Source organism: Ligilactobacillus animalis (genome assembly GCF_009933595.1).
Taxonomy (GTDB): domain Bacteria; phylum Bacillota; class Bacilli; order Lactobacillales; family Lactobacillaceae; genus Ligilactobacillus; species Ligilactobacillus animalis.
Genome location: NZ_CP047141.1, coordinates 839,103 through 851,386, shown reverse-complemented (window position 1 = coordinate 851,386; position 12,284 = coordinate 839,103). Strand labels below are relative to the sequence as shown.

Sequence of the window (12,284 nt, the reverse complement as noted above, 5' to 3'; positions counted from 1 at the left end):
TTGTTTTATTTTATCAAATTCATTTGTATTTTCCAAAACACTATGCTAATTCATCCAACGATACCGAGACCATCTTTGAGACCCCAGATTCTTGCATCGTGACCCCATATAAGACATCGGCGTTCATCATCGTCCCTTTACGGTGGGTGATCACGATAAATTGCGTCTGGGCATTGAACCGTTGGAGATAGCGTGAATAACGGATAACATTAGCATCATCCAAAGCAGCTTCAGCCTCATCCAAAACTACAAAAGGTACTGGGCGGACCTTTAAGATCGCAAACAATAATACGATCGCAGTCAAAGCCCGTTCCCCACCTGAAAGTAGATTTAAATGCTGGAATTTCTTACCTGGTGGCTGAGCCATGATCTCGACACCAGTGGTCAAGAGATCGGCTGGATCAGTCAAACTAAGTAGCGCCTTTCCTCCTTCAAAGACCTGCGGAAAGATCTCAGAAAAGGCAGCTGCAACTTCATCAAAAGCTTGTTTAAAACGACTTTTGGCTTCAGTATCCATTTCATCCATACTTTGGACTAATTGCGCTTTTGCCTCTAACAGATCGGCTTGTTGTTGCGTCAAGAATTCATAACGCGTATTGATCCGTTCAAATTCACTGATCGCCCCTAAATTGACTTCACCTAGCTCTTCGATCCCTAATTTCAAAAGATGGACTTTATTTTTGACAAATTCTAGATCTGTTGCTTGGTTTTCTTGTTTAGCCATTTCATAACTCAAGCCATAGTTTTGAGCTAATTCATCTAGATCACGTGCTAGATCTGCTTTGCAACTCCCCAGTTGTGCCTTGATCTCGCTCTTTTCATCCAGGCTAGCCTGACGCAATTCATTTGCCCGTTTCAATTCTTGTTGGGCATTTTTAAGGCGTACCGCTAGATCTTGACGTTTTTGTTTTTGATCTGCGATCGCTTGCTCAAGCTCTTCATAACGCTGTTCGACATCTTGGCGTTTAGCTTCGATATCGGTGTCGCGCACCTGATTTTGTTTTTGATTTTCTTTGATCTCAGTGATCTTAGCTTGTGCTTTAGTGATCCGGGCATGTGTTTGGTCTAATTGCACTTGGCTTTCTTTGACTTGAACTTGTAGCAACTGCGCTCTTTCTTTGGCGATCGCTTCTTTTTGCTTGAGTTCATTTAAAGTCTCTTGCTGTTTTGCTTGTGTCGCACTGGTATCTTTTTGTAAAGCGACTCGCAATTTTATCTCATTTTGCTTGGCTTCAATATCTTTTGCCAACGTTGCCTGTTTCTCGACCAAAGCTTGACGTTTACTTTCATACTGACTTTGATCAGCCTCACTCATGCTAGCTATTACTTCTAACTGTTCAACTTGCTTAGCTTGATGTTCGACTTCAAGCTCACAGCGTTCCAAAGCCTTGAGTGCTTGTTGTTGTTCTTCTAATGCCTGTTGTTCACTTGGCTTCATTTCTTCTAGCTCTTGGACTAGTTGTTCAACTTTTTCTTTAGTCTGGCCACCTTCAAATTCGATCTGCGATAGTTTTTGTTCCATCACAGTAATATCAGCTGCCAGTTTTTCAACTTGTTGCTGTTGTTCTAACAGACCAGTTCGTTGCTTTCTATCTTGTCCCCCAGTCATCGAGCCGCCAGCATTGATAACTTCACCCGCTAAAGTTACGATCTTGACACTATAATTGAGCTTTACAGCAAGCTTAGTAGCTACATCTAGGTCTTGGGCGATCACGATCGCTCCTAATAAATGTTCGACAACAGGTTTATCCAAAGGATCGTACTGGACCAGATCTTTGGCCAGCCCGACAACACCTGCTTGTTGCTTGACCGTCTGTAAGTGACCTTGGGCTAAAAAGCGTGGTTTGACAGTCGTACGGGGCAAGAATGTCGCCCGCCCAGCTTTTTGCTTCGTCAGATAATTGATCGCCGCTTTTGCACTTTTATCATCGGTCACGATCACATTTTGTAATTGTGCACCTAATGCCACATCGATTGCTTTAGCTACTTTAGCTGGGACCTTAAGCCGTTGAGCTACCGAACCTACTACACCAGTCAGATCTGCTTGTAAGATCGCTTTGACCCCGTGATAATAGCCGGCATAATTAGCTGCAATATTTTGCAGTGATTCATGCTGCGCACGCGCCTTTTGCAAGATCTCACTTGCCTTGAGCCAGCGTCTTTGTTGGTCTTCGCGCAAACGCTGAGCGGTCGTTTGTTGCGTTTGAAGTTCGTTCACTGTTGCTTGAAGTTTAGCATGAGCCGCTTTAGCTTCAGCCGCTTGTTTACTTGCCTTTGCCTGTTTTTCTTTGAGCGTGGCCAACTGTTCTTTAGCACTTGTGATCCGCTTTTTGTCAGCTTGCTTTTGATCTGAATTGCGTTTGTTTTCCTGTTCTAAGTAGGCTAATTCATTTTTAGCCGAAACTTGTGCCTGCATCAGATCGATCAGGTCTTGCCGTAGCTTTTCGATCTGATCAGCCAAAGTCTCAGGATCATCGACTAATGCCGCCTGGATATCCTGGATCTGCTTAGTATACTTATCTTGTAAGGAAGCTGCTTTGGCTTGCTGTGTTGTCAGATCATCAACTTGTGCTTGTAATTGCGCAACCAAACTTTCATCGCGCTTGATATTTTCATTGAACTCAGCGAGGCGTTCTTTAAAGAGATCATCATCATGCTTTGAGATATCTTGACGTCCGATCAGCTTCTCACGTTGTCCCGTCAAAAGGTTGAATTCTCTTTGATCTTCATCTAATTTTGCTTCTAATTTTGCTTGCTTATCGGCTAATTGTTGCGATTTTTGCTCTTGGAGCTCAGCGTGCTTCGTGTGAGTCGCTAGCAATTTTTCGATCTCAGAAAGTTTTGTTTCGATCTGTGCTTTAGTTTTGGCACGTTGCTCGATCTCTAAGACTAGCCGACTTTTTTCATAATGATCAAACTCTTCTTTTTGATCCACATAGTCCTTAGCAATACTTGCTTGTTCTTTTAGTGGTTCTCTTTGTTGCCGTAATTCAGTAATAATATCTGCTACCCGATCTAGGTGATCTGTAGTTTCAGCTAGCTCTTGTTGCGCTTTTTGCTTTTCTTTTTTGTACTTGACCACACCGGCGACTTCTTCGATCAAGACACGCCGATCTTGGGGTTTACTGTTAAAGATCGCTTCAACTTTCCCCTGTGAGATGATCGAAAATGATTCCCGACCCAAGCCAGTATCCATGAACAATTCTACAATGTCACGCAAACGGACTTTAGCATTATTGATCAAAAAATCACTGTCGCCATTTCGGTAGATCTTACGCGAGATCACAACTTGATCGGCATTTAGATCTAAAAAATGGTCTGAGTTATCAAATTCTAATTCAACTTCGGCATGATTTAGCGGAGCCCTTGTTTGAGAACCAGCAAAAATAACATCTGGCATTTTTCCCCCGCGTAAGCTCTTAGCGGATTGCTCCCCTAAAGCCCAACGTAAAGCTTCGATGATGTTACTTTTACCACTCCCATTGGGCCCAACGATCCCAGTCATACCACCTTGAAATTCGATCTTGGTCTTGTCAGCAAAGGATTTAAATCCGTTTAGAGTCAACGACTTTAACTTCATGCTGAATTTCTTCCCTTCAAATAAACTAATTTTTTTGGAGTGCTTTTAATGCTTGGAAAGCCGCTTGTTGTTCGGCAGCTTTCTTTGACATTCCTTTTCCTTCACCGATCTTTTGTCCATCAGCATAAACCGCCATGGTGTATTCTTTTTCATTATCCGGACCATTTTCAGCAACTTTTACATAAGTGATCTTGCAATCCCCATGTTGTTGCAATAATTCTTGAAGTTCAGTTTTATGATCTAAATAGTGATCAAACCAGCCCAGATCAAGCTTAGGAAAGACGACCCGACTGATAAAGCTGACTACGACGCCTTTACCTTGATCAAGGTATAATGCCCCGATAAAAGCTTCAAAAATATCGCAAAGTAACGACGCCCGATTACGTGCATTGGCTTTTTCTTCACCTTTGCCTAAGCGGATATATTCATCAAAATGGCATTCCTTAGCAAATTTGCTGAAACTGTCTTCACAGACCATCGCCGCACGCAAGCGTGAGAGTTTTCCTTCTGGTAAAGTAGGATAGCGTTTAAATAGGTATTCTGAGACGCAAAGTTGCATCACAGCGTCGCCTAGAAATTCGATCCGTTCATAATATTTTAGTTTTTCACGTGGATGTTCGTTTACATAAGAAGCATGGGTAAAAGCTTCGTCAAGTAAAGCTGTATTTTTAAAATCAATGCCAAAATCATCCTTTAGCATTTGTGTTAGTCCAATTATCAAAATGATTCTCCTCACTTTATTAATGCATTATCCATTATAGCAAAAAAGACCAGCTTTGTTACAGCTGGTCTAAGATAATTCTATCCTTGATGTGAAGCGATATAATCTACAGCATCTTTAACTGTCACGATTTGTTCGGCATCTTCGTCAGAAATTTCAGCACCAAAAGTATCTTCTAATTCCAAAACAAATTCTACCAGATCGATCGAATCGGCATCAAGATCAGTCTTAAAGTTTGTTTGTTCTGTCACCTTATCAGTGGAGACATCGAAGTGATCCTCAATAATTGTTGTGATCTTTGTAAGAATTTCGTTTTCTGTCATGGATATCAACCTCACCTATCCTAGTTTTTCGCAAACAAGTATATCATATTACTCAGCGTCTTTGCTATCTAAAGCTTCTTTCGCTTGTTGGGCTTGCCAGTATTTTGTAAAATTAGGCACCATTTCTTCATTGATCATGGTCCTGATCTGTTTTAATGTGTAATACACCGTCAGATCATCACTTGACCCGTGCGCTTTAACGACCGGTGCTTTGACCCCAAGTAAGACCGCACCACCATATTGAGCTTGGTCCATGCGACCCTTAATGCTCTTTAGATCGTCTTTTAGTAATAGTGCACCTAATTTGCCTTTAGCACCAGCATTGGCGATCGTGTCTTTCAACAAACTCATTACAGCTAGAGCCGTCCCTTCGATCGCTTTTAAGACTGCATTCCCTGTAAAGCCATCCGCAACGACTACATCACAGACACCTTTCATCAGATCTTTAGACTCAACATTTCCGATAAAATTCAAATTTTCATCAGCTGCTAAAAGTTGGTAAGCTTCTTGTGTCACTTTACTTCCCTTATGCGGTTCAGTCCCATTGTTCAATAGTCCGATCCGTGGTTCTTTGATCCCGCGAACGTTGCTAGCGTAATACGTACCTAAAAGGGCATATTGATAAAGGTGCTCTGGTTTACTATCGGCATTAGCCCCACTATCAAGTAAGTTGAATGCTCCATCCTGTCCTGAAACAACAGGTAAAGTCGATAGTAAGCCCGGACGCGTGATCTCCTTGATCCGTCCGACCAGTAAAAGTCCCGCTGTCAAAAGAGCCCCTGTGTTCCCACAAGAAAACAGCGCATCGGCTTCTTTAGCCTTGACTGCATTAGCTGCCACGACCAAAGACGAATCTTTCTTACGCCGGATCGCCCGGACCGGTTCATCATTCATCCCGATCACTTCAGTTGTGTTAACGATCGTGATCCGCGTTTGATCAGTTATATATTTCTCGATCGCGGTCTTATCACCATACAAAACAAGTTCTAGGTCGCTGAACTCATCACGTGCTTTGAGCGCACCCTTAACAACACTTTCGGGTGCATTGTCGCCCCCCATTGCATCGATCGCAATTTTCATTTCATACATCCTCTCTTTAGTCAAAACTGGTAAAATAAGTAAGCTCTTGATTCAAATAGCGCATCAAGCCAGTATTTTCCTGACGATAACAGAATTTTTCGTCGGCTAAAAGTTTAGCCACTTCTAATTGTGCTACTTGTAAAATATTGAAATCACTCACTGGATCACCGATCTTAAAATCCGGTAGCCCCGATTGTTTCTTACCTAAAACATCCCCTGGGCCGCGTAATTCTAGATCTTTTTGGGCGATCACAAAGCCATCTGTCGTTTCGACCATTGTTTTCATTCTTTCGATCCCATACTCACTCTTAGGATCAGCTACTAACAAACAATATGATTGTTTATTGCCCCGTCCGACACGACCACGCAATTGATGCAACTGCGCTAAACCAAAGCAGTCAGCATCTAAGATCACCATGACTGTTGCATTAGGAACATCGACCCCAACTTCGATCACTGTAGTCGAGACTAAAACGTCTAGCTCACCTGCTTTAAAGCGATCCATTACTTCATCTTTTTGTTCGGACGTCAGCTGACCATGTAACAATCCTAACTCATAGCGTCCTGCATAGTGAGCCTTTAACTTTTCATAGATCTCTGTAGCATTTTGAAGATCTAGCATTTCTGACTCAGCGATCAATGGTGAGATCACATAAGCTTGTGAACCATTTTGCAACTGTTGTTCCATAAAGTCAAGTGCTTGCGTAAATTGCTTTTGGCGTAACCAGTTTGTTTTAATGGTTTGCCGGCCTTTAGGTAGTTCATCAATTATCGAAACATCCATCTCACCATAAGTCGTGATCGCTAATGTCCGTGGGATCGGAGTCGCGGTCATCGCTAAGGCATCAGGAGAATCTCCCTTTTGGCGTAGAGCTTGACGCTGACCAACACCAAAGCGATGCTGTTCATCAGTAACGACTAAGCCTAGCTTTTTAAAATTGACATTGTCCTGGATCACTGCATGTGTCCCGACTAATAGGTTTATCTCCCCACTGGCTAAATTATCCAGTAAAGTCTGCTTAGCCTTTTGATTGCGAGTCACACTACTGGTCAATAAGGCTACGTTGACCTCTGGTATACCTTCAAACAATTGGGCTAACTTTTGGGCATGTTGTTGCGCTAAGATCTCAGTCGGTGCCATCAAGACCGTTTGATACCCCGCTGTAACAGCAGCATACATGGCTAAAGCCGCCACGACCGTTTTTCCTGAACCCACATCCCCCTGTAAGAGACGATTCATGTGTTCCGGCCGGTGTAGATCCCGACAGATCTCGTTAACGACCCGTTTTTGGGCCGCTGTCAGTTCAAACGGTAACTGTTTGATGAATTGACGCAATTTATCATTGTCGTATTTGATAACGATCCCGTTTTCCTTACGGTGTTTTTGCTTAAGCAGTTGGATCCGCAATTGGAATTTAAAAAACTCTTCAAAGATCGCTGAACGCCGGGCTGCTTTTCCTTGAGCCAAAGTCACTGGAAAATGCATATCATGGATCATCTGCGCACGTGTCTCTAAGCGAAATTTTTGGCGCAAACTATCGGGGACGATATCAAATATCAGATCATGGTAGTCAGCATAGGCTAGTGAAACAAGATCTTTGATCGTTTTAGCCGTGATCTCCTTTGAAGCCCGGTAAACACCAGCTAGATCTTCATCTTTAGCCTGATACATCACTTTCATCCCAGTCAAACTCTGGCGGCGTTGATCATATTTACCATAGATCGCGACCTCTTGCCCCGTACTCAATTGTTTAGCTAAATAACCTTGATTAAAAAAGGTCACTTTAACTAGATCATTTTCGACCAATAAGCCAAAATTCAACCGCATTTTAGCCCGGCCAAAATTAGAAACGACTGGTGGTGCAGCGATGACACCCTTTAAGACTACTTTTTCGCCATCAGCTACGTCGCTTAGTTGTTTGACCGTCAGATCCTCATAGCGAAATGGGTAATAGGTCAACAGGTCTTCGATCGTATTTATCCCTAATTTGTTCAACGCCTGTAATTTTTTAGGACCCACGCCTTTCAACACTGCAGGTGAGTCCGTCAAGGCTCGTGCCATAAATAATCCCCCTCAAACAAATAAATTCTAACTTCTATGCTCGCTAGAAGTTAGAATTTATCGCGCATTATTCGACTGAGATCAAGTATGGATAAACTGGTTGGTCACCTTCATGGATCTCAATTTCGATCTCAGGATCTAATTCTTCAAGCTGAGCTGCAATTTCGTTTGCTTGTTCTTCTGAACCATCTTGACCATAGATGATCGTTACGATCTCACTATCTTCATCTAACATCACCTTAGCCATCTCGATCGCTGCTTGTTCACAAGTTGGTTGGGTGACTACGATCTTACCATCAACGATCCCCATATAATCATCTTTCTTGATCGGGCGACCCTCGATCGTTGTATCACGTACCGCGACCGTAACTTGCCCTGAAAGAACTGCATCCATTTCTTCAGTCATCGCTTCGGTATTTTCTTCGATCGAAGCTGCATCATTAAAGCCAAGCATTGCGCTCATACCTTGGGCGATCGTCTTACTCAAAACTACGGCAACTTGAGCATCAGCTACTTCAGCTGCTTGTTGAGCTGCTAAGAAGATATTCTTATTGTTTGGTAAGATGATCACTTTCTTAGCATTGGTCTGCTCGATCGCTTCAACGATATCTTTCGTACTTGGATTCATCGTTTGACCACCATTGATGATATGCGTTACGCCCAAGTTTTTGAAGATATTAGCGATCCCTTCACCTGAAGCGATCGCGATCACACCATATTCTTTTTGAACTTCTGGGGTAGCCGGAATATTAGGTGCTGGCATTTCATCATCTTTTTCCAAGATCGTTTCATGTTGCAAACGCATGTTATCGACTTTGACTTTGATCAAAGAACCAAATTCTTGACCATATGATAATACCTTACCTGGATGCTCTGTGTGGACGTGAACTTTAACCACTTCATCGTCGGCAATAACGAGTAATGAATCCCCGATCTTAGATAGATGTTCCCGGAATTCATCGTAGTTAAATTCCTTGTCGACTAAGCGTCCTGCCCCTAAACGGACCATGATCTCAGTACAGTAACCAAATTCAATATCTTCAGTATGCAATTGACTTTGGGCACTCTTATGGTGTTCTGCATTGACCATTTCATCCATTTCGATCGGGCTTGGTGTATGAACTTCATCTTCTCGGCGTTCATTGCCAGCTAAAGCATCATAAAATCCTTGATAGACAAAAGTTAGTCCTTGACCACCAGAATCAACAACGCCAACTTCTTTTAAAACGGGTAAAAGGTCTGGGGTCGTTTGTAACGCAGCCTCCGCAGCTTCATAAGTTGCTTTCATAACTTCAACGACATCAGCTGTTTGGGCAGCCGTTTTTTTAGCTGCTTCAGCTGCCTTCCGTGCTACCGTCAAGATCGTACCTTCTTGCGGTTTCATAACTGCTTTATAAGCTGTTTCGACCCCACCTTGAAGGGCTACAGCCAGATCAGCCGCACTCAAAGTTTCTTTTTGGGTAACACTTTTTGAAAAGCCACGGAAAACTTGGGATAAAATAACACCCGAGTTACCACGTGCCCCCATCAACAGACCTTTAGCTAAAGCATTAGCTAATTCCCCAACATTACTTGAAGTTGACTCGGCAACATATTTTTCACCGCTCGCAAAGGAAAGACTCATATTTGTCCCTGTATCCCCATCGGGCACCGGAAACACATTCAATGAATTGATAAATTCTGCATTATTAGTCAATCTTTTCGAACTGACCAGAATCATTTTACGAAATTCTGTTTCAGTAATATTCTCCACTTTCAAGTTACTAACTCCTCCTTGGTTATTTCGCGGTACTAATCGTTGATGACACGTACGCCTTGAACGATAACATTCACAGATTCAGCGGTAATGCCTAACATTGAATCTAAATTGTACTTAACTTTATCTTGTACATTGCGGCAAACTTCTGAGATCTTTGTACCATAACCGACAATAATATATACATCCACAGCGATGCCTTCATCTTCTTGACGAATCACAACACCTTTAGAGTAATTGTCACGCTTTAAAATTTCATTCAAATTGTCTCGAATCTGGTTTTTGCTGGCCATACCAACGATCCCGAAAATTTCAGTTGCGGCTCCACCAACAACAGTTGCGATCACTTCATTGCTGATATCGATATTTCCAAATTGATTTTGAATTTTAACAGCCATTTTATACAGCCTCCTTAACTAATAAGACAATTCCCTTTTCCCAAAAAATGGAAAAGAAATATCAAATCGATGTTCAGTTTTTCACTGCTCGATCAATACTTGTCCTTTCATTATACCATGTTTATCGCAATTGCCCAAAAACAGTTGTTCATTTTATCTTTTTTACCCTTTAAATACTAGCATTCTCCCCTATTAGGCCACTAATATTGGTTTAGATAAAAATTTAACTTTTGGAAAAGCCTATATTTTAGGCATTTATAGCTGTCAAGCAAAATTACTTTATAGAAAACTATTGCAATCGCGCGCTATCTATGATAATTTTATTTAGTGAATGAGCAAGACCCCTTGCTCCTTAATTCGAGATAAGGGAGGATATAATCATGGCTAAAGATTTTGTAACTGGTCGTAAGACAACTTTTGGTAAGAAGCGTTCCCATGCTTTGAACCAAACAAACCGTAGCTGGAAGCCAAACTTGCAAAAGGTACGCATCTTGGTTGACGGCAAGCCTAAGAAGGTATGGGTTTCAGCTCGTGCTTTGAAATCCGGTAAAGTTACACGCGTCTAATCGAGGCGTTTACAGGCCCCAACTTGAGGGCTTTTTATTTTACCTTAAAAACACATAAAAACTCCCCGTAGGTAGCACTAGGCTATTTACGGGGAGTTTTTATCTACTCAATGATATAAACTTCTTTCCAATTATTAGTAGCACCTGCCGAATTTTGGATCAAACCTTTAACAGTCACATTTATCAACTGCGGTACATTAGTTTGATAAAGCGGCGCCACACCTTGTTGTTCACTTAAGACTTTAGACGCTTGAACTAGATCATCCCAACGCTTCGCTTTATCACTCGCATCAGTCGTTTTGGAAGCTTCGATCAAGCGGTCGTATTCTGCATTTTCCTATTTACCAAAGTTATAAGAATTATCCTTTGTAAAGAGATCTAGGAAACTGATCGGATCAGCAAAATCGGCTGACCAACCACTTAACTGAACATCAAAGTCACCTTTTTCACCACGGGCGATCCGTGTTTTCAATGGCACATTTTGGACTGAAACTTTAACATCAGATAGATTTTCTTCCAGCTGACTTTGGATAAATTCAGCCACTTTCTTTGAAATATCATCATCACTACTCATTAAAGTAAATGATAATTTATCTTGGCCCAATTCAGCCAAACCTTCCTTCAATAATTCCTTGGCTTTTTTCTTGTCATAGCTGACACCAGCTGTCGTTTTCGCTGCCTGAGCAAAGTCTTGGCCTTTGTACTCAGCTAGACCTTGAGAAACGATCCCTAGACTTGGTTGCGAACCACCGCCAACGATATTTTTAGCTAATTCTTGGCGATCGACAGCATAGGATAGTACTTGCCGAATCTTTAAATTCTTAAAACTTTCCTTTGTCTGGTTAAAGTCTAGGTAGGTAGTCCGGGCTTGTTTTAAGGCACTATATGCTGGATCTTTTGCCAATTGCTTAGCCTGTTCATTGCTCAAAGTCGTGTAGTCGAGTTGCTTACTTTGATAGAGATTATACGATGTCGTTGTGCTCTTATTGACCTTAAAGTTGATCGTTTCGAGTTTGACTTTCTTTTTGTCCCAATAATTTGGATTTTTGTTAAGTTTCCAATTCAAGTTAGAACCTGTCCAACCTTCAACTACGAATGGTCCATTATAGACCATGGTTTTAGCCGAAGTTCCATACTCATCACCAAATTTTTCGACTGCTTTTTGATTTTGAGGTAAGAATGGTTCAAAGCCTAATAATAGTTGGAAATATGGGATCGGCTTCTCCAAAGTTACCACTAAGGTATGATCATCTTTAGCTGTGATCCCTAAAGTTTCAGGTTTAGCTTCACCTTTAACGATCGCATCAGCATTTTTGACTCCACTATAGAGATAAGCGTATGGTGAGGCCGTTTTTTGATCAACAGTTCGGCGCCAACCATAAACAAAATCATGCGCGGTCACCTTATCTCCATTAGACCATTTACCATCTTTTCTTAACTTAAAAGTATATGTCAAATTATCATCTGAGACTTCTGTTTGTGTCGCTAATCCTGGTTCGATCTTGCTATTTTTTCCTAAGCGATATAGCCCTTCCATCGAGTTATTGATGATATCACCACTATAGGCATCCGAGACCTTCGATGGATCAAGCGTTGACAGTTCAGCTAGATAACTCCAATTCAAGACTTGTTTTGAAGCTACCTGCCCTGTAGAATTTGCCTTTTGCTTGTTTGAACAAGCTGTCACTAATAAGCCTGTGGCTGCTAAAGCAAGTGCCCCAAGTCACCAATCGTTTAAATTTCATAATACTCCCCCTCATGCTATATATCATTTAACATTAATTAATGTTTCGTTAAT

Annotated in this window: 8 protein-coding genes and 1 pseudogene; 1 reads left to right on the top strand and 8 read right to left on the bottom strand. The window is 41.7% G+C overall.

Annotation, left to right across the window (positions count from 1 at the left end; all coding sequences use genetic code 11):
• Positions 1-40: 40 nt before the first annotated feature.
• The 7 genes from smc to GSR62_RS04165 form a co-directional block, all read right to left on the bottom strand.
• Entirely contained in the window at positions 41-3,580 is a 3,540-nt protein-coding gene (gene smc / locus GSR62_RS04195; RefSeq protein WP_066023855.1) for a chromosome segregation protein SMC, read from the bottom strand.
• A gap of 25 nt (positions 3,581-3,605) precedes the next feature.
• Positions 3,606-4,301 carry a ribonuclease III gene (gene rnc, locus GSR62_RS04190; protein WP_010688894.1) on the bottom strand — a complete coding sequence of 232 codons (696 nt, stop codon included), beginning with the start codon at positions 4,299-4,301 and terminating at the stop codon, positions 3,606-3,608.
• An 80-nt stretch (positions 4,302-4,381) separates the two neighbouring features.
• Positions 4,382-4,624, bottom strand: a complete 243-nt coding sequence (gene acpP / locus GSR62_RS04185) for an acyl carrier protein (protein WP_010688893.1) — start codon at positions 4,622-4,624, stop codon at positions 4,382-4,384.
• A 48-nt stretch (positions 4,625-4,672) separates the two neighbouring features.
• Complete coding sequence (gene plsX, locus GSR62_RS04180) at positions 4,673-5,704, bottom strand: phosphate acyltransferase PlsX (RefSeq protein ID WP_066023854.1); 1,032 nt, start codon at positions 5,702-5,704, stop codon at positions 4,673-4,675.
• A 16-nt stretch (positions 5,705-5,720) separates the two neighbouring features.
• Positions 5,721-7,766, bottom strand: coding sequence for an ATP-dependent DNA helicase RecG (recG, locus tag GSR62_RS04175; protein WP_066023853.1), 2,046 nt, complete (start codon positions 7,764-7,766; stop codon positions 5,721-5,723).
• Positions 7,767-7,833: 67 nt separating this feature from the next.
• A complete protein-coding gene (locus tag GSR62_RS04170; protein WP_066023852.1) occupies positions 7,834-9,525 on the bottom strand; it encodes a DAK2 domain-containing protein in 1,692 nt (563 codons plus the stop codon).
• Between the two features lie 32 nt (positions 9,526-9,557).
• Positions 9,558-9,920: an Asp23/Gls24 family envelope stress response protein gene (locus tag GSR62_RS04165; protein ID WP_004047399.1), complete on the bottom strand. Its 363-nt coding sequence runs from the start codon at positions 9,918-9,920 to the stop codon at positions 9,558-9,560.
• 380 nt (positions 9,921-10,300) lie between these two features.
• Here GSR62_RS04165 and rpmB point away from each other — a divergent pair, with 380 nt between their 5' ends.
• Complete coding sequence (gene rpmB / locus GSR62_RS04160; protein WP_004047397.1) at positions 10,301-10,486, top strand: 50S ribosomal protein L28; 186 nt, start codon at positions 10,301-10,303, stop codon at positions 10,484-10,486.
• Between the two features lie 103 nt (positions 10,487-10,589).
• On the opposite strand, the pseudogene GSR62_RS04155 reads toward rpmB, so the two are convergent.
• A pseudogene (locus GSR62_RS04155) lies at positions 10,590-12,231 on the bottom strand (peptide ABC transporter substrate-binding protein).
• Positions 12,232-12,284 lie beyond the last annotated feature (53 nt).

Coding starts and splice junctions, on each gene's coding strand:
- smc (WP_066023855.1), bottom strand. CDS start 3,580: ATGAAGTTAAAGTCGTTGACTCTAAACGGATTTAAATCCTTTGCTGAC.
- recG (WP_066023853.1), bottom strand. CDS start 7,766: ATGGCACGAGCCTTGACGGACTCACCTGCAGTGTTGAAAGGCGTGGGT.
- GSR62_RS04165 (WP_004047399.1), bottom strand. CDS start 9,920: ATGGCTGTTAAAATTCAAAATCAATTTGGAAATATCGATATCAGCAAT.
- acpP (WP_010688893.1), bottom strand. CDS start 4,624: ATGACAGAAAACGAAATTCTTACAAAGATCACAACAATTATTGAGGAT.
- rpmB (WP_004047397.1), top strand. CDS start 10,301: ATGGCTAAAGATTTTGTAACTGGTCGTAAGACAACTTTTGGTAAGAAG.
- plsX (WP_066023854.1), bottom strand. CDS start 5,704: ATGAAAATTGCGATCGATGCAATGGGGGGCGACAATGCACCCGAAAGT.